Source organism: Streptomyces sp. NPDC047453 (assembly GCF_040643155.1).
Classification (GTDB): Bacteria; Actinomycetota; Actinomycetes; order Streptomycetales; family Streptomycetaceae; genus Streptomyces.
The window spans coordinates 303,944-329,244 of record NZ_JBEYTS010000002.1; the positions used below are offsets into that span (position 1 = coordinate 303,944).

Genomic DNA, 25,301 nt, shown 5'->3' on the forward strand with positions numbered 1-25,301 from the left:
GTTGTGGACTCAGCCGGTGAAGCCCGCCGTAATCGAGGTGAACTGCCAGTTGTTCTGGCTGATGCCGGAGCAGTTCTCCGCCACGCCGCCGCCCGGGCAGGGCCGGTCGCGGTTGACCGACCAGAAGGCGAGCCGTGCGATGTGGTGGCCGTTGGCCCAGTCCCGTACCTGCGTCCAGATCGCCGGGGTCGTGTTCTCCTGCTGGTCGGACAGGCCGTTCATGCCGGAGATGCCGATGTGGGAGTAGGCGGTGGCGTCGTCCCAGCCGAAGGTCGACTTCAGCTTGGCCTTCAGGCCCTCGGCCGCGTTCACGGTGTTGCCGTACATGTTCGCGCCGCCGCCGAAGTCGAACGGCATGATGGTGAAGACGTCGATGTCCGCGTTCAGCGACTTGGCCTGCTCGATGAGCCGGTTGCCGTAGTAGGTCGGGCCGGTCGTCGAGGTGCCGAAGGTGACGATCGTCTTGAGACCGGGGTTGTTGGCCTTGACCGTCTTGAGCGCGGTGAGGATCCTGGCCTGCACGGCCTCGTTCTCGAACTCGTCCGAATTCTCGACGTCCATGTCGACCGCCTTCAGGCCGTAGGCGTTGATCACCTTCTGGATCGCCCCGGCGAGCGCGCTCGCGGAGGAGCAGTTCGCCCCGAGCTTGCTGCCGCTCCAGCCGCCGAACGAGGGGACGACGTCACCGCCCGCCGAGCGGATCTGGTTGATGGCGGTCTGGTCGACGCCGCCGGTCAGCGGCCGCCGGCTGTCCCAGGACGGGGTGCAGCCGCCCGAGTCGAGCACGAACGCCATCGTGAACCACTTGATGCCGGTCGCGCTCATCACCGAGGTCGCGCTCGGCGGGCTGCCCCAGCCCTCGTACAGGTACGGAGCCGCCTGCTTGAAGCCGCCGCCACCGCCGCCGCTGCCCGCGTCGGTGGTGACCGTGACGGAGTTGGAGGCGCCGGAGACGTTCCCGGCGGCGTCGCGCGCCTTGACCGTGAAGGTGTAGGAGGTGCTCGGCGACAGGCCGCTCACCGTGGCGGACGTACCGGAGACGCTCAGCACCTGGCCGGCGCCGCTGTAGACGTCGTACGCCGTGACGCCGACGTTGTCCGTGGCGGCGTTCCACTTCAGCGACACGCTGGAGGACGTCTTGCCGGTGGAGGTCAGGCCCGTCGGCGCGGTCGGCGCCTGGGTGTCGCCGCCGCCACCACCGCCGGGGCCGTCCAGGCTGATGTCGTCGGCGTAGTAGGTGCCCTGCGCGTACCAGCCGTGGACGTAGACGGTGGCGCTGGTCTGGCCGGCGCCGGTGGTGAAGGAGACCGACAACTGGCTGTACGCCGACGGGGACGAGGTCCAGGTCGAGGCGCCGCCGCCGACGCCGAGATAGACGTAGGAGCCGCGCACCCAGCCGCTCAGCTTGTACGTCGTGTTCGGCTGGACCGGGACGGTCTGGCTGCACTGGGCGTTGTCGCTCGACGTCACCGCGCCGGCGAGGGCCTTGGAGCCGCCGTGCACGGGGGAGGAGACCACCGAACCGAGGTTGCCGGTGCAGGTCCAGGGGGAGAGGCCGCCCGACTCGAAGCCGGGGTTGTTCAGGATGTTGGCCGCGTGGGCCGTGCCCGGCAGGGCGATGGCTCCGGCGAGCGCCAGGGCCGCGGAGCCGAGCAGGGCGAGGAGCCGACGTCCGGGACGTCTCAGTGTGTCGCGCACGCTATCTCCCTGAAGATATGGGGGTGTTCGGGAGGCACAGAGGTGCAGAGAGGTGCAGGGCGGGCCGTGCAGGAGGTGCGCAACCAAGTTGGTATGGACCAATCCGCGGTGTCAAGACATGACGCCGTGATTGGTCCCTACCGATCCCGGAGGGGCCGCTACGCCGGGGCCCCCGTGCGGGCCACGGCCGCCTGTGCGGGCATCTCGCTCCGCGGCCGGACCATCGCCTCCGGCCGCAGCGGACGCGGCCCCGACACCACCGTGTAGTCCTGCCCGAGGAACGGCGGCGCCACCACCCCCGGATCCTCACCGAGCACCAACTGCACAGCGGCCCAAGGGGCGTTGACGCCGCACTGCGCGAGCTGGTGCAGTCCGCCCGCCGGGCGCGGGTTCACGTCCAGCAGCACTGGACGGTCGTCGTACATCCGGAACTGGATGTTGGACAGATAGTGCAGCCCGAAGCCCTCCGCGATCCTCCGGGCGGGCTCCAGCCACTGCTCGTGCAGCGTGAAGCCGCGGCGGCGGCCGTTCTTGGTGCGCCCCACGGCCAGCCGGATCCGGTTGTCCGGCCCGGTCAGGCAGTCGACCGACACCTCCGGCTGCTCCAGCCGGGGCATCACCAGCCAGTCCACCGGACCGTCCGCCTGCTCCAGGGCCCGCAGGACCAGGTCCAGCGGGACGTGCGGGCCGGGAAAGCCGCTCAGCTGCCTCAGTGAGAAGGGCGCGCGCGTGATGACGCGGAAGCCGACGCCGCCCGCACCGGCCGCGGGCTTGAAGCACGCCAGATGCCCGGACTCCTCCAGCGCCGTTACGGCGGCCACGAGTTCGCAGGCCGTACGGACCCGCCACCACGGCGGCACCGGTACGCCGATCGACCGGGCCGCCTCGTACGCCGTCGCCTTGTCCGCGAAGACGGCCACCGCCTCCGGCGTCGGCGCGAGCAGCGCGGTGCCCGCGGCCGCGAAGTCGGCGCGGTGCGCCACGATCGCGGCCTGGTTCAGTCGCGGCACGAACACGTCGATGCCGCGCCGCGCGCACTGGTCCAGCGCGTACTCGACGTAGGCGGCGGGGGACAGGCCCTCCGGTTCGAGCTCCGCGGTGTCGGCGGCGGCCAGCACGGGCGAGTCGGCGTCGCCGTGCGTGGCATGGATCTCGACGGTCCGGTCGCCGGGATTTCTCCGCAGCTGATCCATGAAGAAGACGTTCTCCGCGTACGTGCGGTTGAGCCAGACGCGTACGCGGGAGACCATGCGGGCCGCCTTTCGGGGGTCGCGGGCAGGGCGAAGCGGGCCGAGCCCGGCCAGAAGGGAAGGAGGGACACCAAGCCGCCCTGCACGAAAGGGAGTTGAGGCGGCGGTGTTGGGGTGATCATACGACTTCCGCAGACCGGGTCGTGCCACACGGACGCACCACCCGACCCCTCGCGGTGCAACGTCCACGACGGCCGCGGGCCGCGCTTGTCTCCGTGCGGCCGGATGTGCTCTTGTGGTGCCCATGATGTGGGCGACAGGGGGCGAGAGGTGACGGGAAAGGCCGGTGGGGCCGGGCGGCTGCTCGCCATCAGCGACCTGCACATCGGCTACAGCGAGAACCGCGCCCTGGTCGAGCGGATGGCCCCGGAACGGGACGACGACTGGCTGCTCGTGGCCGGCGACGTCGCGGAGACCGTCGCCGACATCCGCTGGGCCCTGAAGACACTGGCGGGCCGGTTCCGCAAGGTGGTCTGGGTCCCCGGCAACCACGAGCTGTGGACCCATCCGCGCGACACCGTCACCCTGCGTGGCGTCCCCCGCTACGAGCACCTGGTCGAGTTGTGCCGCGAACTGGGCGTGACGACGCCCGAGGACCCCTACCCGGTCTGGGACGGGCCGGGCGGCCCGGTGGCCGTGGCACCGCTGTTCCTGCTCTACGACTACTCCTTCCTGCCGGCCGGCTGCGCGACCAAGGACGAGGGACTGGCCTACGCGCACGGCACGGGCGTGGTCTGCTCGGACGAGTTCCTGCTGCACCCGGACCCGTATCCGAGCCGCGAGGCCTGGTGCGCGGCCCGGGTCGCCGAGACCGAACGCAGACTCGACGCACTGCCCGGCGACCTGCCGACCGTCCTCGTCAACCACTACCCGCTCCACCGGCACCCGACGGACGTCCTGTGGTACCCGGAGTTCGCCATGTGGTGCGGCACCCGGCGCACCGCCGACTGGCACCGCAGATTCCGCGCGGCCGCCGTGGTCTACGGCCACCTCCACATCCCGCGGACCACCCACCACGAGGGCGTCCGCTTCGAGGAGGTGTCGGTCGGGTACCCCCGAGAGTGGCGCAAGCGCAAGGACCCCCCGGGCAGGCTGCGCCCCGTTCTTCCCCTGGAGGTCGGAACCCGGTGATCGAGGAGTTGCTGCCGGACTCGGTGGTGGCCGTGGAGGCGTACGGCGACGACGAGACCGACCTGGCCCCGCTGCACCCCGAGGAGCAGGCGGTGGTGGCGCGGGCGGTCGGCAAGCGCCGGCGCGAGTTCGCCGGCGTGCGTGCCTGCGCCCGCGTCGCCATGGAGAAGCTCGGCGTGCCGCCGCGGCCCGTGCTGCCCGGCGAGCGGGGCGCCCCGCGTTGGCCGGAGGGGCTGGCGGGCAGCATGACCCACTGCGAGGGCTACCGCGCCGCCGCCCTGGTCCGCGCCACCGACCTGGCCTCCCTCGGCATCGACGCCGAACCGCACGCTCCGCTCCCCGAGGGCGTGCTGTCCACCATCGCCCTGCCCGCCGAGGAACGGCGTCTGGCGCGGTTGGCCGCGCTGCACCCCGGCGTGCACTGGGACCGGCTGCTGTTCAGCGCGAAGGAGTCCGTCTACAAGGCCTGGTTCCCTCTCACCGGCAAGTGGCTGGAGTTCGAGGAGGCGGACGTCGAGGTGAGCACCGCCGCGGGCCCGGCGCCGCGCGGCGAATTCCGCGCCCGGCTCCTCGTCCCGGGCCCCTTGGTCGACGGACGGCGCCTCGGCCACTTCGAGGGGCGCTGGACCGTGAGTCAGGGCCTGGTGGTCACCGCGGTGACGGTCCCGCGCGTCTGAGGGGTCACGGCCCCGGGCACCAGCTGTGCAGGAGCCGGAAGAACGCCTCCTCGTTGCCCGTCAGGCCCGCCCGGGCCAGCGCCTGTTCCGCCTCGGCGAGCACGGAGGGCGGGACCACCGGTGGGCGGGCGCCGCCCGGAGGGCCGTCGAAGGCGGCGCGAACCGTGTGCAGGAGCCTGAGATAGGCCTGGACGGCGGTGCGTTCGTGGTCGGTCAGTACGGCGGTGGGCATGGATCGCTCTCCCCGGTTTCGGCGTCACACGGTCGCGCGTCCGGTCGCGCGGACGGCGCACCGCGCCTCCGCACGGCGGTGGCGCGGCCTCCAGCTTGCCGCCCACCACTGACAATGCCTTCGCGCTCCGCGCCGGTTCGCCCACTCAGCTCAGGCGAATCAAGCCCCGGGCGACCCGGACATCTTGCCCGTACGGCCGGTTCCTGCCCGGGACGTCCCCCTCCACCCGCCGCCCCAGGCAGCCGAGGGACGCCTCGATCCGCCCGGCCGGATGGTCGTGTCGCACCGGCCACGCTGGGACGAACCCGGCAGCCACGTACGGAACTTGCCGGCCGGCAGCAGACCGAAGCTCTTCGCCGCCTCCTCCGCGGCGAGGTCGAACCGGCTGCGCGCGGCGGCATGGCGCTCGGCCGCTTGGAGATCGGTGCCGTCGTCGAGCAGGCACGTGGCGATCCCGGCACCATCCGCGTAATGGCCGCCATACCCGGCCCGCATGTGCAGCAGCTCGTGGCCGAGGATCACCAACTGGTGGTCGGGGGCGGTACGTTCCTCGGCGAGGACCAGATCCCGGTCCGTCATGTCGGGCCACAGCCCGTCGGCGGTTCCGGGAGGGAAGGCGGCCGTACGGAAGCGGACGGGCGGCCCGCGGCGCCTGCTCATCGCCTCGCACAGCGCGGCGTACGGGTCGGCGGGCCGGGCCGGGGCCGGCAGTGTCACCGCGCCGACCGGATCGGCGCACAGTCGGCGCATGTCCCTGCCGAGGCGCACGCGTGTCCCCGGCATCACTACTCGGGCCGCTTGACGCTCTCCAGAAGCATGTCCAGCCACTCGGCGACCTTGTCGCGGTGCTGGTCGGTGGGCAGCTGCGCGGCCCGCCAGGCGATCCCGCGCACGCCGTGGTCCTGGAGCAGCCGCTCCAGCGGGTCGTCGGCGGCCGTCTCCGCCTCCCGCTCGCGGTCGGCGAGCCGCTGGAGGAGTTCCTGCTCGGTGTGCTGAAGGGCCCCCGCGAGCGCCTCGGGGTCCTCGGCGGTGAGGAATCCGGCGTGCACCCGGAAGAAGCGCTGGATGGCGTCGCAGTGCTCCATGGTGGGGCGCCGGTCGCCGTTGATGAGGGCGCCCGCCTGCTGCCGCGACATGCCCGCGCCGTCGGCGATCTCCTGCTGGGTGTAGCGGCGCCCGTTGGGCTTGAGCCGGGTGCGGCGCAGCAGGTCGAGCCGTTGCAGGAAGCGGGCCTGCACGTCCGGCTCGCCCGCGGACCGGCCGCTCAGCAGGGTTATGACCACGGGCTCCGGCACGCCGCAGGCCGCGGACAGGCGGCCGACGTCGAAGACCTCCGCCTGGGGCACGTCGAGCCGGTCGGCCAGCGCGGTGACGCGTGCGACGACGGCCGGCAGCACGGCCGAGGCCGTGGCGCCCGGATCCTCGATGCCATCCGTCACCGACAGATCTCCTACGTCTCTCACAGGCTTCTCACAAAGGCGGGGTGCCGTGAACTTCCCGGAGATTAACCGGTCGTTCGAACTCGCATCCAGGTCTCGCCACAACTGTGGCCAATTCCAGCCGTCAACCGGCATGGAATGCCACGATAGTTGACACGCCTCATGGAGGGGAAGCAGGATCAAGGCGCCGCGTGAAGGCCGCAGAGGCAAGAGGGGTGACCTCCCGATGGCACATCAGGCAGGAGGGCAGCGGCCGGCGCCGCGGGCCGTCCCCGTTCGTTCCGAGGCGCAGGCGTACCTCCGGGACTACACCACGTTCCTGGAGGCCGTCCCCTTCCCGTCCCTCGTCGTCGACCACACCTGGGACGTGGTCCTGACCAACAGCGCTTTCACGTCACTCTTCCGTGGCGTCGGCCCGCACCCGACGGCCATGCCGGGCGACAACTTCCTCCGGTTCGTGCTGTTCCACCCGGACGCGGGCACGGTCCTCGGCGAGCACGAGTCCCGCTGGTGCCTGCCGATGCTGGCGCACTTCGCCGCCACGGTGGAGCGCAGTGGCCACGACCACGGACTTCAGGCCATCCTCCAGGACATCGCCGAGGACCCCATCATGGAGGCCGCCTACCGGCAGGGGCTGCCGCACTGGCTCCGCGCGGTCGGCGAGACGGCGGTCGTGTCCGACGGCTCGGTGCGTCCCCTGCTGCACCCGGACCCGCGCTGGGGCGCCACCGAGTGCCGCATCATCGAGGAGACCCCGGCGACCCTCCAGGGCCTCGGCTACACCCGCCTCACCCTGGTCCTCCGCGAGGCCCGCCGTCCCGCGCCCGTGCGGCGCAGGACGGGGCGGGCCCGCCGTCCGGCCGGCCACCTGAGCGTGGTCTCGGCCCCGGAGGGCTGACCCGGCACCGTCGGCGTTCAGGTCGCCGACGGCGCCGGGCCGCTCCGGCCACGGGGGCGACCGGAGACGGCGAGCCCTGCCCCAGGGGGCCGGTGGTGGCTCCCGTTGGTGGCGGCTGCGGCCGCCTGTCGCCGCGGGCCCCTTCCGGTCACGAGGGCCTGATCACCAGGATCAGGGGTACGCCCCGGCACGGCACCAGGTGGTTTCCGTCGTGGGTTCTGAGGCGGCCCCGTTCCAGTACCGCCGAGAAGTCGGGGCCCTTGGTCAGGGAGCCGGCCAGGTGGGCCGGGTCGGCGGAGGCCGCCACGCGGCCGCGGGCGTTCACCAGGTGGGCGGGGCCGGGCAGTTCGCGCAGCAGGGGCAGTACGGCCGCCTCGAAGTGCCGTAGATACACATCGGCCGCGGCCACGCCCGCGAAACGGCCCGCCACCTGGACCGGCGCGGACAGGGTCAGGCTGTACTCGTCGGAGCACAAGTAGTCGACGTAGGGCCCGGCGACGGCCCGTCGCCCGGTGTCGCGGGGCAGGACGAACCAGTCCCAGTGGGTGTAGTCCGAGTACGCCGACTGCCGCGGATCCAGGTCGAGCAGCAGCGGCCGCACGTCCCCCCGCGCGGTGCACTGCCACCACTCCAGCCAGGCCGGCACGTCGGCAAGCAGCCCCGGCGCGGCGACGAAACCGGCCCCCGACACCAGCTCCTCGCGGCCCAGCCGCAGATGCAGCCCCGGCCGCAGCGCGGCGAGGTCGGCGCTCGCCGGTGCGCGGCCCCCGGCGACCACCCGCGCCAGCAGACCCGCCGTCTCGGCGCGGATCTCGGCGACCGCGTCGAAGACCGCCTCCAGCGTGCGGCCCACGCGCGCGGCGACACGTTCCTCGGCGCACGCCTCGCGGGTCGCGGTCGCCGCCCCGGCACCTACGCGGCTCATGCTCATGGCGTCCTCCAGCGGACAGGGCCGGACGCCGCGTCGTCAGAGGCCCAGCCGCACGGCGATGAGTCGCGCCGCGGACTCCTGGACGCACCGCTCCGCCAGCGTACGGGCCGGATCACGGGCCCCATCCTGCACGGCGGAGACGACAGCGCGATGACGATCTGCGACTTCTTCACGATATTCGTCGTCGCCGAGCACCAGGCACAGCAGCGCACCGACCTCCGTCTGGAGCGCGATCTGCTCCCGGGTGAGCCGCGCGGACTGTGCGGCCGCCGCCAGTTCCACATGGAACCGGCCGTAGACCCGGCTGCGGGCCGCCGCGTCCTCGGCCGCCGCCAACTCCTCGACGGTACGCAGGAGCGGGCCCAGATCGCCGGGCTCGGTGCGCTCGGCCGCCAGTCCGGCCGCCGCGCCCGACAGGGCGGCCCAGTGGTCGCTGAGGTCGCGCAGCTCCTCCGTGCTCCAGCCGCGCAGCCGGGTCTTCAGCCGTTCCTCGCCCGGAAGTTCGGGCAGGGAGACGAAGCTGCCGCCGCCGCGCCCCCGCCGGGTGGTGACCAGACCCTGCTGCCGCAGCGCCATCAGCGCCTCCCGCAGGGTCACCGTGGACACGCCGAGCTGCCCGGCCAGTTCGCTCTCGCCGGGCAGCTGCTCCCCCTCGGCGAGCAGCCCGAGTTCGATGGCGTCGCCGATCCTGCGCACCACCGCGTCCACCCGCGCCCGGCTCTCCACCGGCGCGAAGACGACTCTGCGGGGGCCGGCTTCACCCGCGTCCACCGTCCCGCGTGGGCTCCCGGCCCCGTTCTCGACGTGTCGCTGTTTCACGGCCACCACCTTGCCAGTTGACCCAAGTTTTACCCAGAGACGGTCTTGAGCTTTGAACTATGAGTTCATAGGTTTCCGCTCAACGTTCACGAGCGTCAGGAAGGTTCCACATGAAGGGAGTTGCCGCCCGGCTGCAGGGCCTGCGCAGGACGTTCGGGGAGACGACCGCCGTGGACGGGGTCGACCTGGAGATCCGGGACGGGGAGTTCTTCTCGATGCTCGGCCCCTCCGGCTCGGGAAAGACCACGGTCCTGCGTCTGATCGCCGGCTTCGAGGCCCCGGACGCGGGCCGCGTGGAACTCGCCGGGCAGGAGGTCACCGGCCTCGCCCCGTTCGAACGGGACGTCCACACCGTCTTCCAGGACTACGCCCTCTTCCCGCACATGACCGTCGAGCAGAACGTCGCCTACGCCCTGAAGATCCGCAAGGTGCCCAAGGCCGAACGGCTCGTCCGCGCCCGCAAGGCCCTCGCCGAGGTGCGCCTCGAAGGCTACGGCGGACGCCGCCCGGCCGAACTCTCCGGCGGCCAGCGCCAGCGCGTCGCCCTCGCCCGCGCCCTGGTCGGCCGTCCCCGCGTCCTGCTGCTTGACGAACCCCTCGGCGCCCTCGACCTCAAGCTGCGCGAGCAGATGCAGGTCGAACTCAAGGCGCTCCAGCGGGAGGTCGGCATCACCTTCGTGTTCGTCACCCACGACCAGGAGGAGGCCCTGACGATGAGCGACCGCATCGCCGTCTTCCACCAGGGCCGCGTCGAACAGGTCGGCACCCCCGCCGAGATCTACGAACGCCCGGCGACCCCCTTCGTCGCGTCCTTCGTCGGCAGTTCCAACCTCCTCGACGGCGAGTCGGCCCGGCGGATCCTCGGCACCCCCGGAACGCACAGCATCCGGCCGGAGAAGATCCGCGTCCTGAAGGAGTCGGCCGTCGCCGACGAGCCCGAGCAGGCGACCGCCACGGGCACCGTCGCCGAGGTCGTCTACCTGGGCGACTCCACCCGCTTCCTGGTCGACCTGGACACCGGCGGCCGCCTCACCGCACTCCAGCAGAACCTGGAGACCTCCGCCGAGGACGTCGCCGCCTACCGCGGCACCCGGGTACGGCTGGCATGGCAGCGCCGCCACGCCGTCCAGGTCCCCGACGCCCGCTGAGCACCGCACCCCCCTCACCCATGGAGTACGTCGTGCGCCTGACCCGAACCCTCCAGACGGCCGCCGCCCTCACCCTGCTGCTCGCCGCCACCGCATGCGGCTCCTCCGACTCGGGGAGCGGCAACTCCGCGACCGGCCTCAACCCTCCCGACCTCAAGGCGCAGTCCGAACTCGGCAGGACCGAGGGCCGCGTCAACGTGATCGCCTGGGCCGGCTACGTCGAGGACGGCTCCAACGACCCGAAGGTCGACTGGGTCGGTGACTTCGAGAAGCGGACCGGCTGCCAGGTCCACTCCAAGGTCGCGGCCAGCTCCGACGAGATGGTCAAGCTGATGAAGACGGGGGAGTACGACACCGTGTCCGCCTCCGGCGACGCCTCCCTGCGCCTGATCGCCTCCGGCGACGCCGCCCCGGTCAACACCGATCTCGTGCCGAACTACGAGGACGTCTTCGACGACCTGAAGATGCAGGCCTGGAACTCCGTCAAGGGCAAGGCCTACGGCATCCCGCACGGCCGCGGCGCCAACCTGCTGATGTACAACACCGAGAAGGTGCGGCCCGCGCCCACCTCCTGGTCGGCCGTCTTCGACGACGCGGCCAGGTACAAGGGCCACGTCACGGCCTACGACTCGCCCATCTACATCGCCGACGCCGCCCTGTATCTCAAGGCCACCAGGCCCGAGTTGAAGATCAAGGACCCGTACGCGCTCGACCAGAAGCAGTTCGACGCGGCCGTCGCCCTGCTGAAGAAGCAGAACGCCGACGTCGGCGAGTACTGGGGCGATTACCTCAAGGAGGTCTCCGCCTTCAAGAGCGGGGACTCCCTGGTCGGCACCACCTGGCAGGTGATCGTGAACCTCGCCGCCTCCGAGGGCGCCAAGGTCAAGGCGTTCGTGCCGAAGGAGGGCGCGACCGGCTGGTCCGACACCTGGATGATCTCCGCCAAGGCCAAGCACCCCAACTGCGCCTACAAGTGGCTGGACTGGATCGTCTCACCGAAGGCCAACGCCCAGGTGGCCGAGTACTTCGGCGAGGCCCCCGCCAACGCCAAGGCTTGCGAGCAGACCAGCGACAAGGACTTCTGCGCCACCTACCACGCGGCCGACACCGCCTACTGGAAGCGCGTCGCCTTCTGGAACACGCCGATCCCGCAGTGCCTGGACGGTCGTACGGCCGTCAAGTGCGTCCCGTACGCCAAGTGGGTGCAGGCCTGGACCGAGATCAAGGGCTGAACCATGACCGCCACCGCCCAGGCCGCCGGACGGCAAAGCTCCAGGGCCACTGTCCGGCGGCTGGCCGGGATGCTGCACCGCCGCCCCCGGCTGCGCCTCTCCCTGCTGCTGACCGCCCCGCTGCTGTGGCTGGCCGTGCTGTACCTCGGCTCGCTGACCGTGCTGTTCCTCTCCGCCTTCTGGTCGACGAACTCCTTCACCTCCGAGGTCGTCAAGGTCTGGTCGGTGGACAACTTCCGGGCCCTGCTGACGACTTCCGTCTTTCACCAGGTGATCCTGCGCAGCGTCGGCGTGGCCCTGGCGGTCACCGCCCTGTGCGCGGTGATCGCCTTCCCGCTCGCCTTCTGCACCGCGCGCGTCGCCCGGCCCCGGTGGCGCCCGCTGCTGGTGGTCGCCATCCTCACGCCGCTGTGGGCGAGTTACCTGGTCAAGGTGTACGCCTGGCGGCTGATCCTGTCCCAGGGCGGGCTCGCGGACTGGATGCTGAGGCCGTTCGGGCTGAGCGGCCCCGGTTTCGGCCTGCCGGCCGCTCTCCTCACCCTGACCTACCTCTGGCTGCCGTACATGATCCTGCCGATCCACACCGCGCTGGAGCAACTGCCGGCCAACCTGCTCGACGCCTCCGCCGACCTCGGGGCGCGCCCCTGGCGCACCTTCCGGTCGGTGGTGCTGCCGATGGTGCTGCCGGCGGTCGCCGCCGGGTCGGTCTTCACCTTCTCGCTCAGCCTGGGCGACTACATCACCGTGCAGATCGTCGGCGGCAAGACCCAGCTGATCGGCAACCTCGTCTACTCCAACATCGAACTCAACCTGCCCATGGCCGCCGCGCTCGGCACGGTCCCCGTCGTCGTCATCGTGTTCTATCTGCTGGCGATGCGGCGCACCGGCGCCCTCAGCAGCCTCTGACCGTCCTCGGCAGCCTTCCCAGGGGGTGTACCACGTCATGCAGCTCTCCCGTGGCGCGCGTATCGCGCTGCGCGCCGCCGCAGCATTCGGCTTCGCGGTGATCTACGTCCCGCTCCTGCTGGTCCTCGTCAACTCCCTCAACCCGGACCGCAGCGCCAGTTGGCCGCCGCCCGGCCTGACCCTGCACTGGTGGTCGGTGGCCTGGGGCAACTCGGGAGCGCGCGACGCCGTCTGGGTCTCGGTGAAGGCCGGCCTGGGCGCCACCGCGATCGCCCTGGTCCTCGGCACGCTCATCGCCTTCGCGGTGGCCCGGCACCGCTTCTTCGGCCGTGGCACCCTCTCCTTCGTGGTCGTCCTGCCGATCGCGCTGCCCGGCATCGTCACCGGCATCGCCCTGAACTCCGCCTTCTCCACGGTGCTCCGGCCGCTGGGCGTCGGCCTCGGCCTGTTCACCGTGGTCGTCGGGCACGCCACCTTCTGCATCGTCGTCGTCTTCAACAACGTCGTGGCCCGGCTCCGCCGCACCTCCGGCTCCTACGAGGAGGCGGCGATGGACCTCGGTGCGAACACCTTCCGCGCCTTCGCCGACGTCACCTTCCCCCTGGTGCGCTCGGCCCTGTTCGCCGGCGGCCTGCTCGCCTTCGCCCTGTCCTTCGACGAGGTCGTGGTCACCACCTTCACCGCCGGACCCGGCGTCGAGACCCTGCCCATCTGGATCTTCAACAACATGACCAGACCCCAGCAGGCCCCCGTGGTGAACGTCGTGGCGGCCGTACTGGTGCTCCTGTCCGTCCTCCCGATCTACGTCGCCCAGCGCCTGTCCTCGGACACGGCGACGGAGAGCAGGATCTAGCAGGGCAGCGGACCGTCTGTCTTTACGCAAGCAGTTTGCGTTTCTTGCGCTAGGCTTGCGTGCGTGACGCGACGACTTGCGGAAGTGGCGAAGAAGGTCGGGGTCAGTGAGGCCACGGTCAGCCGGGTGCTCAACGGGAAACCCGGAGTGTCCGACGCCACCCGGCAGGCGGTGCTCTCCGCGCTGGACGTGCTCGGGTACGAGCGGCCCACGCAGCTGCGCGGCGAGCGGGCCCGGCTGGTGGGCCTGGTCCTGCCCGAGCTGCAGAACCCGATCTTCCCGGCCTTCGCCGAGGCCATCGGCGGCGCGCTGGCGCAACTCGGGCTCACCCCGGTGCTGTGCACCCAGACCAAGGGCGGGGTCTCCGAGGCGGACTACGTGGAACTGCTGCTGCAACAGCAGGTCTCCGGCGTCGTGTTCGCCGGCGGGCTGTACGCGCAGGCGGACGCGCCGCACGACCACTACCGGCGGCTCGCCGACCGCAACATCCCCGTGGTGCTGGTCAACGCGGCCATCGAGGACCTCGGGTTCCCCGCGGTGTCCTGCGACGACGCGGTCGCCGTGGAGCAGGCCTGGCGCCATCTCGCCTCTCTCGGGCACGAGCGGATCGGCCTGGTGCTCGGGCCGGGCGACCATGTGCCGTCGGCGCGGAAGCTGGCCGCGGCCCGCGCCCTCGCGGGCGAGCTGCCCGAGGAGTACGTGGCCCGGGCGATCTTCTCCATCGAGGGCGGCCACGCGGCCGGGGCCAAGCTGATCGACCGCGGGGTCACCGGCTTCATCTGCGCCAGCGACCCGCTCGCGCTCGGCGTCGTACGGGCCGCCCGTCGCAAGGGACTCGACGTGCCGGCCCAGATCTCCGTCGTGGGCTACGACGACTCCGCGCTGATGAACTGCACGGAACCGCCGCTCACCACGGTGCGCCAGCCCATCGAGTCGATGGGCAAGGCCGCGGTCGAGCTGCTCAACGCGCAGATCGGCGGCACCTCCGTACCGGCCGACGAGCTGCTGTTCGAGCCGGAACTGGTGGTCCGCGGCTCGACCGCGCAAGCACCGCGTGCCTGAGATCCAGTAGATCCTCTCTGTTGTCAAATAATTACAGATTCTGCGCGACATCTTGCGGACATCTGTCGCCGGTGCTTGAGTGTGCGGCGCCCACAGCTCCTGTCCAGAGGGGTCCACCGATGTCAAGCACCGGCTTCCGTCGCACCTTTGTGGCGATCGGCGTCTGTTCCTCCCTTGCCCTCGTCGCCACGGCCTGCGGGTCTTCGGACGACGAGTCGTCCGGCGGCAAGACCCGCATCACCGTCAACTGCGAGCCGCCCAAGAGCGCCAAGGTCGACCGGAAGTTCTTCGAGGAGGACATCGCCTCCTTCGAGAAGCGGAACCCGGACATCGACGTCGTCGCGCACGACGCCTTCCCCTGCCAGGACCCGAAGACGTTCGACGCCAAGCTGGCCGGCGGCCAGATGGAGGACGTCTTCTACACCTACTTCACCGACGCCAAGCACGTCGTGGACATCAACCAGGCCGCCGACCTCACCCCGTACGTCAAGGAGCTGAAGAGCTACGACACCATCCAGCAGCAGCTGTGCGACATCTACACCGTCGACGGGAAGATCTACGGCATCCCGCGCACCGGCTACTCGATGGGCCTGATCTACAACCGCAAGCTCTTCGAGAACGCGGGCCTCGACCCCGACAAGCCGCCGGCCACCTGGGAGGAGGTCCGCGCCGCCGCAAAGAAGATCGCCGCGCTCGGCGGCGGCACCGTCGGCTACGCCGACTACAGCGCCCAGAACCAGGGCGGCTGGCACTTCACCGCCGAGCTGTACTCGCAGGGCGGCGACGTCGTCGACGCCGACGGCAAGAAGGCCACCGTCGACACCCCCGAGGGCCACGCCGTCCTGCAGAACCTGCACGACATGCGCTGGACCGACGACTCGATGGGCAGCAAGCAGCTCCTCGTCATCAACGACGTGCAGCAGATGATGGGTTCGGGCAGGCTCGGCATGTACCTCTCCGCGCCCGACAACATCCCGATCCTGGTCAAGGAGAAGGGCGGCAACTACAAGGACCTGGCCCTCGCCCCGATGCCCGGCGGCAAGGGCACGCTCATCGGCGGCGACGGCTACATGTTCAACAAGAAGGCCACACCCGACCAGATCCGCGCCGGCCTCAAGTGGCTCGACCACATGTTCCTCACCCCGGGCGCGGGCTTCCTCGGTGACTACGCCCGCGCCAAGAAGAACGACGGCCCGGTCGGTCTGCCCGAGCCTCGCCTGTTCACCGGCGCCGCCGACGCCAAGGACCAGGAGGTCAAGAAGTCCAACGCCAACGTCCCGGTGGAGAACTACCAGGCCTTCCTCGACGGCAACAAGAACATCCAGCTGAAGATCGAGCCGCCGAACGCCCAGCAGATCTACTCCGTCCTCGACGGCGTGGTCTCCGCCGTCCTCACCAAGAAGGACGCGAACATCGACCAGCTCCTCAAGGACGCCTCCGGCAAGATCGACAGCATCCTGGCCCGGAGCTGACGGCGATGACCAAGACGGCAGCGCGGCGATCCGCCCCGGCGGTCGCCGTACGCCCCCTCCCGGCACCGCCCCCGGCAGGGGGCCGGGGACGGCGGCGACTGCGCGACCAGCTCCACGCCTACGGATTCCTCCTCGGCGGCCTGGTCTGCTTCGCGCTGTTCTCCTGGTACCCGGCGATCCGCGCGGTCGTGATCGCCTTCCAGAAGTACACACCGGGCTCCGAGCCCGAGTGGGTCGGCACCGCGAACTTCACCCGTGTCCTGCACGACCCGGAGTTCGCGGCGGCCTGGCGCAACACGCTCACCTTCACGCTACTGGCCCTGCTCATCGGCTTCGCCGTCCCGTTCGCCCTCGCCCTCGTCCTCAACGAACTCCGCCACGCCAAGGCCTTCTTCCGGGTCGTGGTCTATCTGCCGGTGATGATCCCGCCGGTGGTGAGCGCCCTGCTGTGGAAGTGGTTCTACGACCCCGGCGCCGGACTCGCCAACGAGGCGCTGCGCTTCCTGAACCTGCCCACCTCGAACTGGACCAACGGCGCCGACACCGCCCTGGTCTCCCTGGTGATCGTGGCGACCTGGGCCAACATGGGCGGCACCGTCCTGATCTACCTGGCCGCGCTCCAGTCCATCCCCGGCGAGCTGTACGAGGCCGCCGAACTGGACGGCGCGAACCTCCTCCAGCGCGTCCGGCACGTGACGATCCCGCAGACCAGGTTCGTCATCCTGATGCTGATGCTCTTACAGGTCATCGCCACCATGCAGGTGTTCACGGAGCCGTTCGTCATCACGGGCGGCGGCCCGGAGAACGCGACGGTCACCGTCCTCTACCTGATCTACAAGTACGCCTTCCTCTACAACGACTTCGGCGGGGCCTGCGCGCTCAGCGTGATGCTCCTGGTCCTGCTCGGCGCGTTCTCCGCCGTCTACCTGCGGCTCACCCGCTCCGAGGGGGACGCATGAGCACCCGGACCCTCGTCTCTCCCGCCGTCCTGGCCCACCCGCGAGGGAAGGCCGTCTACTGGACCGTGTTCACCGGTGTCGTCCTGCTCTTCGCGCTCGCCTTCCTCTTCCCGGTCTACTGGATGGCGACCGGCGCGATGAAGTCGCCGGACGAGGTCGCGCAGACCCCGCCCACCCTGCTGCCGAAGCGCTGGCACCTCGACGGCTTCACCGACGCCTGGGACCTGATGCAGCTCCCGCAGCACCTGTGGAACACGGTGGTGCAGGCCGCCGGTGCCTGGGCGTTCCAGCTGGTGTTCTGCACGGCCGCCGCCTACGCCCTGTCCAAGCTGAGACCCGCCTTCGGCAACGTGGTCCTCGGCGGCATCCTGGCCACCCTGATGGTCCCGGCCCAGGCCCTGGTCGTACCGAAGTACCTGACGGTCGCCGACCTGCCGCTGATCCACACGAGCCTGCTCAACGACCCCTTCGCGATCTGGCTGCCGGCCGTCGCCAACGCCTTCAACCTCTACCTCCTCAAACGGTTCTTCGACCAGCTCCCGCGGGACGTGCTGGAGGCCGCCGAGATCGACGGCGCCGGACGGCTGCGCATCCTGTGGTCGGTGGTGCTGCCCATGTCCCGGCCGGTGCTCGGCGTAGTCTCGATCTTCGCGCTGGTCGCCGTGTGGCAGGACTTCCTCTGGCCGCTGATGGTCTTCTCCGACACCGACAAGCAGCCGATCAGCGTGGCCCTCGTCCAGCTGTCGCAGAACATCCAACTGACCGTGCTGGTGGCCGCGATGGTGATCGCCAGCATTCCGATGGTCGCCCTGTTCCTCGTCTTTCAGCGGCACATCATCGCCGGGATCAGCGCCGGCAGCACCAAGGGCTGACACGGCCCCTCGACAGAAAGGCACGCACTGTGGGACAGCCCACCCATGCCCGGAAGCAGACCGACTGGTGGCGCTCCGCCGTCATCTACCAGATCTATGTGCGCAGTTTCGCGGACGGCGACGGGGACGGCACCGGCGACCTCGCCGGAGTCCGCGCGAAGCTCCCGTACCTCGCCGAACTCGGCGTCGACGCCCTGTGGTTCAACCCGTGGTACCTGTCGCCGATGAGGGACGGCGGCTACGACGTCGCCGACTACCGGGCCATCGACCCGGCCTTCGGAACCCTCGCCGAGGCGGAGAAGCTGATCTCGGAGGCCCGGGAACTGGGCATCCGCACCATCGTCGACGTCGTACCGAACCACGTCTCCGACCAGCACCCGTGGTTCCGCGCCGCGCTCACCGCGCCGCCGGGCAGCCCGGAGCGCGAACTGTTCCACTTCCGCGTGGGGCGCGGTGAGCACGGCGAACTACCACCCAACGACTGGCCGTCCCAGTTCGCCGGCTCCACCGAACCGGTGTGGACCCGGCTGCCCGACGGTGACTGGTACCTGCACCTGTTCACACCCGAGCAGCCCGACCTCAACTGGGCCCATCCGGCGGTCCGCCAGGAGCACGAGGACATCCTGCGCTTCTGGTTCGAGCGGGGCGTCGCGGGCGTCCGCATCGACTCGGCCGCCCTGCTCGCCAAGGACCCCGCGCTGCCGGACTTCGTCGAGGGCCAGGACCCCCACCCGTTCGTCGACCGCGACGAACTCCACGACATCTACCGCTCCTGGCGAGCCGTGGCCGACGCCCACGACGGCGTCTTCGTCGGCGAGGTGTGGCTGCCCGACCCGGAGCGTTTCGCCCGCTACCTGCGCCCCGACGAACTCCACACCGCCTTCAACTTCTCCTTCCTGTCCTGTCCCTGGGACGCGGGACGACTGCGGGACTCGATCGACACCACGCTCGCCGAGCACGCCCCCGTGGGGGCACCCGCCACCTGGGTGCTGTGCAACCACGACGTCACCCGCACGGCCACCCGCTACGGCCGCGCCGACACCGGCTTCGACTTCGCCACCAAGGCCTTCGGCACCCCCACCGACCTGGCCCTCGGCACCCACAGGGCCCGCGCGGCCGCCCTGCTGTCCCTCGCCCTGCCCGGCGCCGTCTACGTGTACCAGGGCGAGGAACTCGGCCTGCCCGAGGCCGACATCCCCCTCGACCGCGTCGAGGACCCGATGCACTTCCGCTCCGGAGGCACCGACCCCGGCCGCGACGGCTGCCGGGTCCCGCTGCCATGGGCGGCCGACGCGCCGTACGCCGGCTTCGGCTCCCACGAGGAACCGTGGCTGCCGCAGCCCGCCGACTGGCCCGCGTACGCCGTCGACCGGCAGCAGCGCGACCCCTCCTCCATGCTCACCCTCTACCGCGAGGCGATCCGCCACCGCCCGGCCTTCGGCGACGCACCCCTGACCTGGCTGCCCGCCCCCGAAGGAGTCCTCGCCTTCACCCGCGCGGCAGGCACGACCTGCGTCGTCAACCTCGCCGCCACGCCCGCCGAACTCCCCGGACACACAGAACTCCTGCTGAGCAGCGGCCCGTTGGACGAGAACGGCCGTCTCCCGCAGGACACGGCGGCCTGGCTGCGCGCCTGAGCCCGCGCAGCCGGCCCGTCGCAACGCAGAGCGCTATCCCCGTACCCCCCACCACGAAGGGATCAGCACATGCACGCGAACACCAGGGCCGGATCAGCCCGGCGCCTGCCGGCCATCGGGGCGAGCGTCGCCCTCGCCGCCGGCATGCTCGTCACCCTCGGCGCACCCGCCGCCCACGCCGCGGCCGGCGCCACCCTCCCCTTCACCTCGGTCGAGGCCGAGTCCGCCACCACAAGCGGGACCAGGATCGGGCCGGACCACACCCGGGGCACCCTGGCCTCCGAGGCATCCGGACGCCAGGCCGTCCGGCTGGCCACCGGGCAGCGCGTGGAGTTCACCGTGCCGCGGGCCGCCAACGCCGTGAACGTCTCCTACAGCGTCCCCGACGGCCAGTCCGGCACGCTCAACGTGTACGTCAACGGCACGAAGCTGACCAAGACGCTCGCGGTCACCTCGAAGTACTCCTACGTCGACACCGGCTGGATCGCCGGCGCCAGGACGCACCACTTCTACGACAACGCCCGGCTGCTGCTGGGGCAGAACGTCCAGGCCGGCGACAAGGTGGCCGTCGAGGCCGCCAACGTCCAGGTCACCGTGGACGTCGCCGACTTCGAGCAGGTCGCCGGGGCCGCCTCCCAGCCCGCCGGATCGGTCTCCGTCACCTCCAAGGGCGCCGACCCCAGCGGTCAGGGCGACTCCACCCAGGCCTTCCGGGACGCCATCTCCGCCGCACAGGGCGGCGTGATGTGGATCCCACCGGGCGACTACCGGCTCACCTCCTCCCTCGGCGGCGTCCAGAACGTCACCCTCCAGGGCGCGGGCAGCTGGTACTCGGTCGTGCACACCTCCCGTTTCATCGACCAGTCCAACTCCTCGGGGAACGTGCGCATCGAGGACTTCGCGGTCATCGGCGAGGTCACCGAGCGCGTCGACTCCAGCCCCGACAACTTCGTCAACGGCTCACTCGGACCGAACTCCGCCGTGTCCGGCATGTGGCTCCAGCACCTGAAGGTCGGCCTGTGGCTGACCGGCAACAACGACAACCTCGTCGTCGAGAACAGCCGCATCCTCGACACCACTGCCGACGGCCTCAACCTCAACGGCACCGCCAAGGGAGTGAAGGTCCGCAACAACTTCCTGCGCAACCAGGGCGACGACTCCCTCGCCATGTGGTCGCTGTACGGGCCGGACACCAACAGCAGCTTCGAGAACAACACCATCTCGCAGCCGAACCTCGCCAACGGCATCGCGATCTACGGCGGAACGGACATCACGGTGAAGGACAACCTGATCTCCGACACCAACGCCCTCGGCAGCGGCATCGCGATCTCCAACCAGAAGTTCCTCGACCCCTTCTCGCCGCTGGCCGGCACCATCACCGTGGACGGCAACACGCTGGTGCGCGCCGGCGCGATGAACCCCAACTGGAACCATCCGATGGGCGCGTTGCGCGTCGACTCCTACGACAGCGCCATCAACGCCACCGTCCGCATCACCAACACCACGATCACCGACAGCCCGTACAGCGCCTTCGAGTTCGTGTCGGGCGGAGGTTACGGCCACCCGGTCAAGGGCGTCACCGTCGACGGCGCGACCGTGAAGAACACCGGCACGGTCGTCGTCCAGGCCGAGGCGCAGGGCGCGGCGACCTTCCGGAGCGTCACCGCCACCGGCGTGGGCGCGGCGGGCATCTACAACTGCCCCTACCCGGCCAACTCGGGCAGCTTCGCGCTGACCGACGGCGGCGGCAACTCCGGCTGGACCTCCACCTGGTCGGACTGCTCGACCTGGCCGCAGCCCGGCCAGGGCAACCCCGACCCCGACCCGGGCCGCAACCTCGCCAAGGGCCGCCCGGCCACCGCCACCGGCTCCCAGGACGTCTATACCCCGGGCAACGCTGTGGACGGGAACGCCAACACCTACTGGGAGTCCACCAACAACGCCTTCCCGCAGTCCCTGACGGTCGACCTGGGCTCGAACCAGGCCGTACGCCGACTCGTGCTGAAGCTGCCGCCGTCGTCGGCCTGGGGCGCACGTACCCAGACCATCACCGTGCAGGGCAGCACCGACGGCTCGTCCTACTCGACCGTCGTCGGCTCCCAGGGCTACCGCTTCGACCCGGCCACCGGCAACACGGCCACCGTGTCCCTGCCGGGCAACACCAACCTCCGCCGGCTCCGACTGACCGTCAGTGCCAACACCGGCTGGCCCGCAGGCCAGTTCAGCGAAGTGGAGGCCTACCTGACCCCGTGACCGCCGGTGTCCCGCGCTTCGCCGCCAGGAGCAGGACGAGGCTCCGCGAACGCGGCGAGGCGCGGGACCACCCGCTCGCCCCGAGGCTCAGCCCGGGGCGACGAAACCGGATTCGTACGCCGCGATGACCGCCTGTGTGCGGTCGTGGGCGCCGAGTTTGGCCAGCAGGGAACTCACGTGGGACTTGACGGTCTCGGTGCCCACCACCAGGCGCCCGGCGATCTCCGCGTTCGACAGGCCGCGCGCCATGAGGCGCAGTACCTGCCCCTCCCGCTCGGTCAGCGCGGCGCCACGGTGGCACGCCGCCGCATCCGCACCTTCTCCCTCGGCATGCCTCAGCGCCTCGGCGTCGCCGCCGCGCTCCTCGGCGACCCGCCCGTCCTCATGCTGGACGAACCCGCCAACGGCCTCGACCCGGAAGGGATCGTCTGGATCGGCGAGTTGCTGCGCCGGCTGGCCCGGGAAGGCCGCACGGTCCTGGTCTCCAGCCACCTGATGAACGAGACCGCGGCCTTCGCCGACCACCTCGTCGTGCTCGGCCGGGGCCGGCTCCTCGCCGACACCGCCATGGAGGACTTCATCGAACAGCACAGCCACCCGCGCGTTCGGGTGCGCGCCGGCGCCCCCGCCCGTCTGCGGGCCGTGCTGCTGGCCGAGGGATACACGGTGGCGGACGGCGACGGCGGCCCGCTGGTCGTCGACGGCGCCAGAGCCGAGTGGGTCGGAGCCGTCGCCGCCCGCGAAGGCATCCCGATCCTCGAACTCACCGACGAACGGGCCTCCCTGGAGCAGGCCTATCTCGCCCTCACGACCGGCGAGGCCGAGTTCGCCGCCGCGGCCGCCGCGTCCCCGACCACCCCGCAGGAGGTGTGACCATGTCCGTCACCGCCGTTCTCCACTTCGAGTGGATCAGGATCCGGTCGGTCCGGGCGAGCTTCGGCTCGCTCGTCGCGGTCTTCGCCGCCACCCTGGCCATCACCCTGCTCGTCTACTCCACCGTCGGCCGGGCGGAGGCGGACGGCGGCGAGGATCTTCTCTTCGGAGCCTTCTACGCGATCAACTTCGCACAGATCACCGCCATCGCCTTCGGGGCCACCGCCGTCTCGTCCGAGTACGCGGGCGGCGCCCTGCGGATCTCCCTGTCGGCCGTGCCGCGCCGCGGCCTGCTCTGCGCGGCCAAGGCGGCGGTCGTGGGCGCCGCCGCCCTCGCCGTGGGGCTCGTGACCGCATTCACCACCTTCTTCGTGGGCCAGGCGTTCCTGGGGGAGTACGCCATCGGCCTCGGCTCGCCGGGAGCACTGCGAGCCTGTGTCGGCGCCAGGATCTACCTCGCCCTGATGGCCCTGTTCGCCGCGGGACTCACCTTGCTGCTGCGCAGCGCCGTCGCGGTGCTCAGCCTGCTCATCCCGTTCATCCTGATCGTGTCCTTCGTGATCGGGGACATCGCCGAGGGCGCCCCCCGCTATCTGCTCGACCGGGCCGGACAGCAGATCCTGCACCAAGAGGCGGCGGGCGGCCTCGGCCCCTGGACGGGGCTCGCGGTGACGGCGCTGTGGGCGGCGGCCGCGCTGCTGGCCGGCTGGTGGGCGGTGCGCCGCCGCGACGCCTGACACCCGGGCCCCGGGGCTCTCGACCGCCGGGGCCGCTCTATTTGCGTATCGACGCAATAAACGGCACACTACCTGTCGGCACCCACCTGTCGCGCCGTGCGCGAGGCCCGTGCTCCCCGACGGAACCGCATGGCTGAACGGAGGCACTCGTGGACATCGACCCACCCAGTCCGAGCGGCCTCCCCGGCAGTCTCTGACCGCCGCCCAGGTCGTCCGCTTTCTTCTTCCAGTTCTCTTTCCTCCTCCTTCTTTGTCTCTTCTCCTCTTCTTCTCTTTTCGCCGCTTTCTCGCCGTACCCTGTCATGCCGGCCCTGGGCGTGCACCACCGTGTCGCGGTGCGCTCGCACCAGGGCACCCATGTGCCGCAGTCCGGGCGGAGCGCGGTTTGGAGGTGTCTGTGATGTCGTTCCGTACGAGTGCCCCCGCCTCGCGGTCGCGGACCTCGCTCCCCGCCCGGTTCGCCGGCGGCCTCACCCGGATGACCTGGGTGGACCTGGTCGTCGCCGCCGCGGTGGTGGTGCTGCTGTACCTCACCCTGCGGGTGGGGAAAGGGATCACGGTCTCGTTCTCCACCAGCCAGTCGGCGAAGGTGGACACCGGCGTCGGCCAACTGCCCTACGACGCCGCCCGCTCGCTGCTGCGCATGTTCGTCGCCCTGGCCCTGTCCACGGCGTTCACCTTCGTCTACGCCTACGCCGCCGCCAAGAGCCGCCGTCTGGAACGGATCCTGGTCCCGGCGCTGGACATCCTTCAGTCCGTACCGGTGCTGGCGTTCCTGACGGTGGCGGTGACCGGATTCGTCGCCCTGTTCCCGGGCTCGATGCTCGGCCTGGAGTGTGCCGCGATCTTCGCCATCTTCACCTCCCAGGCATGGAACATGACGTTCGGCTTCTACCACTCCCTCACCTCGCTGCCACGCGAACTGGACGAGCTGTCACGGTCGTTCGGCTTCACCCGGTGGATGCGGTTCTGGAAGGTGGAGCTGCCCGCCGGAATGATCGGCCTGGTCTGGAACGGCATGATGAGCTTCGGCGGCGGCTGGTTCTTCCTCGTCGCCTCCGAGGCGGTCACTCTCGGTCACACCGACTACGCCCTGCCCGGGGTCGGCTCCTACGCCGGGGCCGCGATCGCCGACGGCGACCTGGCCAAGGTCGGCTGCGCCATCCTCACCATGGCCGTCATGGTGATCGGGGTGAACTTCCTGTTCTGGCGGCCGCTGACCGCCTGGGCGGAGAAGTTCAAGATCGAGCAGTCCGAGGCCAGCGAGGTGCAGAGGTCGGTCGTCCTGGACTTCCTGCGCCGCTCCGACTGGCCGCGGCTCGTCGGCCGCCTGCTGCGTCCGGCCGGCCGGGCGCTGAGCCGGGCCGGGCGCGTCTTCGGCACCGACGACCGGCCGCTGGTGGTGCCGCGCGGCAGGCGGCGTGCCGGGGACATCGCCTTCGCCCTGGTCGCGGGCGGACTGATCGTGTGGGGACTGGCCGACCTCGGCCGCTATCTGTACGACCGTACGGGCCTGGGCGTGTTCGGCGAACCGCTGCTGCTCGGGCTCGCCACCCTGGCCCGCGTCGCCGTGCTGGTCGTCGTGGCCACGATGGTGTGGGTACCGATCGGCGTGAAGATCGGTTTCTCGCCCCGGCTGACCAGGATCGCCCAGCCGGTGGTGCAGGTGCTGGCCTCTTTCCCGGCCAACTTCCTCTTCCCGCTGGCGGTGTGGTTCTTCATCAGAACCGGCCTGAGCATAGACATCGGCGGCATCTTCCTGATGGCGCTGGGCGCCCAGTGGTACATCCTCTTCAACACCATCGCCGGCGCCATGGCGATCCCCACCGACCTGCGCGAGGCCATGGACGACCTCGGGGTGAAAGGCCGGCAGCGCTGGCGGCGGCTGATTATCCCCGGCATCTTCCCCTCCTACGTCACCGGCGGCATCACCGCCTCCGGCGGCGCCTGGAACGCCTCCATCGTCGCCGAGGTCGTCACCTTCGGCGGCACCACGCTCACCGCCACCGGCCTGGGCGCCTACATCGCCCGCGCCACGGAGCGGGGCGACCATCCCCAACTGATCGCCGGCGTGGTCGTGATGAGCGTCTACGTGGTCTGCCTCAACCGCTTCCTCTGGCGCCCGCTGTACCGGCTGGCCGAGACCCGGTACTCCCTGTGACCGGCTTCCGCCCGCACCCCGGGTCCCACCCGTACTCCGACGCCCGGCCCCGCCCGTACCC

The 25,301-nt window shown here is 70.8% G+C and carries 21 protein-coding genes and 3 pseudogenes; 16 read left to right on the forward strand and 8 right to left on the reverse strand.

All coding sequences use genetic code 11. The annotated features are described in order from the left end of the window. Window positions 1-9: 9 nt before the first annotated feature. Together ABZ818_RS03715 and ABZ818_RS03720 are read right to left on the reverse strand one after the other, a co-directional pair. Window positions 10-1,698 (reverse strand): carbohydrate binding domain-containing protein, encoded by a 1,689-nt coding sequence (locus tag ABZ818_RS03715; protein ID WP_361410232.1) that lies wholly within the window; start codon window positions 1,696-1,698, stop codon window positions 10-12. Window positions 1,699-1,856: 158 nt separating this feature from the next. Then, the gene (locus ABZ818_RS03720; protein ID WP_361410235.1) at window positions 1,857-2,948 is read right to left on the reverse strand and encodes an ATP-grasp domain-containing protein; all 1,092 of its coding nucleotides are present in this window, start codon (window positions 2,946-2,948) and stop codon (window positions 1,857-1,859) included. A 270-nt stretch (window positions 2,949-3,218) separates the two neighbouring features. On the opposite strand from ABZ818_RS03720, the gene ABZ818_RS03725 reads away from it, so the two are divergent. Together ABZ818_RS03725 and ABZ818_RS03730 are read left to right on the forward strand one after the other, a co-directional pair. Further along, window positions 3,219-4,079, forward strand: coding sequence for a metallophosphoesterase (locus tag ABZ818_RS03725; RefSeq protein WP_361410238.1), 861 nt, complete (start codon window positions 3,219-3,221; stop codon window positions 4,077-4,079). Further along, a complete protein-coding gene (locus ABZ818_RS03730) occupies window positions 4,076-4,756 on the forward strand; it encodes a 4'-phosphopantetheinyl transferase superfamily protein (RefSeq protein ID WP_361410240.1) in 681 nt (226 codons plus the stop codon). The genes ABZ818_RS03725 and ABZ818_RS03730 overlap by 4 nt, the downstream gene beginning before the upstream one ends. Before the next feature lie 4 nt (window positions 4,757-4,760). On the opposite strand, the gene ABZ818_RS03735 is transcribed toward ABZ818_RS03730, so the two are convergent. From ABZ818_RS03735 to ABZ818_RS03745, 3 genes and pseudogenes are all read right to left on the reverse strand, one after another. Then, window positions 4,761-4,988, reverse strand: a complete 228-nt coding sequence (locus ABZ818_RS03735; RefSeq protein ID WP_361410243.1) for a hypothetical protein — start codon at window positions 4,986-4,988, stop codon at window positions 4,761-4,763. 241 nt (window positions 4,989-5,229) lie between these two features. Then, a pseudogene (locus ABZ818_RS03740) lies at window positions 5,230-5,738 on the reverse strand (toxin-antitoxin system, toxin component); the annotation flags it as partial. 35 nt (window positions 5,739-5,773) lie between these two features. Further along, window positions 5,774-6,427, reverse strand: coding sequence for a helix-turn-helix transcriptional regulator (locus tag ABZ818_RS03745; RefSeq protein WP_361410246.1), 654 nt, complete (start codon window positions 6,425-6,427; stop codon window positions 5,774-5,776). A gap of 226 nt (window positions 6,428-6,653) precedes the next feature. Here ABZ818_RS03745 and ABZ818_RS03750 point away from each other — a divergent pair, with 226 nt between their 5' ends. Continuing rightward, on the forward strand, window positions 6,654-7,325 hold the full coding sequence (locus ABZ818_RS03750) for a hypothetical protein (RefSeq protein WP_361410249.1): 672 nt from the start codon (window positions 6,654-6,656) through the stop codon (window positions 7,323-7,325). Between the two features lie 148 nt (window positions 7,326-7,473). Here the strand turns inward: ABZ818_RS03750 and ABZ818_RS03755 are convergent, their stop codons facing one another. Together ABZ818_RS03755 and ABZ818_RS03760 are read right to left on the reverse strand one after the other, a co-directional pair. Continuing rightward, window positions 7,474-8,250 carry a hypothetical protein gene (locus ABZ818_RS03755; protein ID WP_361410252.1) on the reverse strand — a complete coding sequence of 259 codons (777 nt, stop codon included), beginning with the start codon at window positions 8,248-8,250 and terminating at the stop codon, window positions 7,474-7,476. A 42-nt stretch (window positions 8,251-8,292) separates the two neighbouring features. Beyond that, a complete protein-coding gene (locus tag ABZ818_RS03760) occupies window positions 8,293-9,027 on the reverse strand; it encodes a GntR family transcriptional regulator (protein ID WP_361410496.1) in 735 nt (244 codons plus the stop codon). A gap of 158 nt (window positions 9,028-9,185) precedes the next feature. Between ABZ818_RS03760 and ABZ818_RS03765 the strand changes: the two genes are divergently transcribed. The 10 genes from ABZ818_RS03765 to ABZ818_RS03810 all read left to right on the forward strand — a co-directional run bounded on the left by ABZ818_RS03765 (window position 9,186) and on the right by ABZ818_RS03810 (window position 21,469). Further along, a complete protein-coding gene (locus tag ABZ818_RS03765) occupies window positions 9,186-10,223 on the forward strand; it encodes an ABC transporter ATP-binding protein (RefSeq protein ID WP_361410255.1) in 1,038 nt (345 codons plus the stop codon). A gap of 20 nt (window positions 10,224-10,243) precedes the next feature. Further along, window positions 10,244-11,455, forward strand: coding sequence for an ABC transporter substrate-binding protein (locus ABZ818_RS03770; protein ID WP_361410258.1), 1,212 nt, complete (start codon window positions 10,244-10,246; stop codon window positions 11,453-11,455). Window positions 11,456-11,458: 3 nt separating this feature from the next. Then, the gene (locus ABZ818_RS03775) at window positions 11,459-12,361 is read left to right on the forward strand and encodes an ABC transporter permease (protein ID WP_361410261.1); all 903 of its coding nucleotides are present in this window, start codon (window positions 11,459-11,461) and stop codon (window positions 12,359-12,361) included. A 37-nt stretch (window positions 12,362-12,398) separates the two neighbouring features. Next, window positions 12,399-13,214: an ABC transporter permease gene (locus ABZ818_RS03780; RefSeq protein ID WP_361410264.1), complete on the forward strand. Its 816-nt coding sequence runs from the start codon at window positions 12,399-12,401 to the stop codon at window positions 13,212-13,214. Window positions 13,215-13,298: 84 nt separating this feature from the next. Then, window positions 13,299-14,276, forward strand: a complete 978-nt coding sequence (locus tag ABZ818_RS03785) for a LacI family DNA-binding transcriptional regulator (protein WP_361410499.1) — start codon at window positions 13,299-13,301, stop codon at window positions 14,274-14,276. A 119-nt stretch (window positions 14,277-14,395) separates the two neighbouring features. After that, window positions 14,396-15,748, forward strand: coding sequence for a sugar ABC transporter substrate-binding protein (locus ABZ818_RS03790; RefSeq protein ID WP_361410267.1), 1,353 nt, complete (start codon window positions 14,396-14,398; stop codon window positions 15,746-15,748). Between the two features lie 5 nt (window positions 15,749-15,753). Further along, window positions 15,754-16,707, forward strand: coding sequence for a sugar ABC transporter permease (locus tag ABZ818_RS03795; RefSeq protein WP_361410270.1), 954 nt, complete (start codon window positions 15,754-15,756; stop codon window positions 16,705-16,707). Beyond that, on the forward strand, window positions 16,704-17,579 hold the full coding sequence (locus ABZ818_RS03800; RefSeq protein WP_361410272.1) for a carbohydrate ABC transporter permease: 876 nt from the start codon (window positions 16,704-16,706) through the stop codon (window positions 17,577-17,579). Before ABZ818_RS03795 ends, ABZ818_RS03800 begins: the two co-directional genes overlap by 4 nt. A 29-nt stretch (window positions 17,580-17,608) precedes the next feature. Next, the gene (locus tag ABZ818_RS03805) at window positions 17,609-19,216 is read left to right on the forward strand and encodes an alpha-amylase family glycosyl hydrolase (RefSeq protein ID WP_361410275.1); all 1,608 of its coding nucleotides are present in this window, start codon (window positions 17,609-17,611) and stop codon (window positions 19,214-19,216) included. 69 nt (window positions 19,217-19,285) lie between these two features. Beyond that, window positions 19,286-21,469, forward strand: coding sequence for a discoidin domain-containing protein (locus tag ABZ818_RS03810; protein WP_361410278.1), 2,184 nt, complete (start codon window positions 19,286-19,288; stop codon window positions 21,467-21,469). Between the two features lie 87 nt (window positions 21,470-21,556). Here the strand turns inward: ABZ818_RS03810 and ABZ818_RS03815 are convergent. Further along, a pseudogene (locus ABZ818_RS03815) lies at window positions 21,557-21,751 on the reverse strand (LuxR C-terminal-related transcriptional regulator); the annotation flags it as partial. A 15-nt stretch (window positions 21,752-21,766) separates the two neighbouring features. Here ABZ818_RS03815 and ABZ818_RS03820 point away from each other — a divergent pair. The 3 genes and pseudogenes from ABZ818_RS03820 to ABZ818_RS03830 form a co-directional block, all read left to right on the forward strand. Continuing rightward, window positions 21,767-22,342: pseudogene (locus tag ABZ818_RS03820) on the forward strand (AAA family ATPase); the annotation flags it as partial. Window positions 22,343-22,344: 2 nt separating this feature from the next. Beyond that, window positions 22,345-23,079, forward strand: a complete 735-nt coding sequence (locus ABZ818_RS03825; RefSeq protein WP_361410281.1) for an ABC transporter permease — start codon at window positions 22,345-22,347, stop codon at window positions 23,077-23,079. A 400-nt stretch (window positions 23,080-23,479) separates the two neighbouring features. Then, entirely contained in the window at window positions 23,480-25,240 is a 1,761-nt protein-coding gene (locus tag ABZ818_RS03830) for an ABC transporter permease subunit (RefSeq protein ID WP_361410284.1), read from the forward strand. Window positions 25,241-25,301: the final 61 nt, after the last annotated feature.

What these genes read in the sequence shown, in the direction of transcription:
- ABZ818_RS03830 (WP_361410284.1), top strand. Translation starts at nt 23,480, where the DNA reads ATGTCGTTCCGTACGAGTGCCCCCGCCTCGCGGTCGCGGACCTCGCTC.
- ABZ818_RS03750 (WP_361410249.1), top strand. Translation starts at nt 6,654, where the DNA reads ATGGCACATCAGGCAGGAGGGCAGCGGCCGGCGCCGCGGGCCGTCCCC.
- ABZ818_RS03770 (WP_361410258.1), top strand. Translation starts at nt 10,244, where the DNA reads ATGGAGTACGTCGTGCGCCTGACCCGAACCCTCCAGACGGCCGCCGCC.
- ABZ818_RS03775 (WP_361410261.1), top strand. Translation starts at nt 11,459, where the DNA reads ATGACCGCCACCGCCCAGGCCGCCGGACGGCAAAGCTCCAGGGCCACT.
- ABZ818_RS03825 (WP_361410281.1), top strand. Translation starts at nt 22,345, where the DNA reads ATGTCCGTCACCGCCGTTCTCCACTTCGAGTGGATCAGGATCCGGTCG.
- ABZ818_RS03810 (WP_361410278.1), top strand. Translation starts at nt 19,286, where the DNA reads ATGCACGCGAACACCAGGGCCGGATCAGCCCGGCGCCTGCCGGCCATC.
- ABZ818_RS03735 (WP_361410243.1), bottom strand. Translation starts at nt 4,988, where the DNA reads ATGCCCACCGCCGTACTGACCGACCACGAACGCACCGCCGTCCAGGCC.
- ABZ818_RS03795 (WP_361410270.1), top strand. Translation starts at nt 15,754, where the DNA reads ATGACCAAGACGGCAGCGCGGCGATCCGCCCCGGCGGTCGCCGTACGC.
- ABZ818_RS03720 (WP_361410235.1), bottom strand. Translation starts at nt 2,948, where the DNA reads ATGGTCTCCCGCGTACGCGTCTGGCTCAACCGCACGTACGCGGAGAAC.
- ABZ818_RS03755 (WP_361410252.1), bottom strand. Translation starts at nt 8,250, where the DNA reads ATGAGCCGCGTAGGTGCCGGGGCGGCGACCGCGACCCGCGAGGCGTGC.
- ABZ818_RS03790 (WP_361410267.1), top strand. Translation starts at nt 14,396, where the DNA reads ATGTCAAGCACCGGCTTCCGTCGCACCTTTGTGGCGATCGGCGTCTGT.
- ABZ818_RS03765 (WP_361410255.1), top strand. Translation starts at nt 9,186, where the DNA reads ATGAAGGGAGTTGCCGCCCGGCTGCAGGGCCTGCGCAGGACGTTCGGG.
- ABZ818_RS03780 (WP_361410264.1), top strand. Translation starts at nt 12,399, where the DNA reads ATGCAGCTCTCCCGTGGCGCGCGTATCGCGCTGCGCGCCGCCGCAGCA.
- ABZ818_RS03800 (WP_361410272.1), top strand. Translation starts at nt 16,704, where the DNA reads ATGAGCACCCGGACCCTCGTCTCTCCCGCCGTCCTGGCCCACCCGCGA.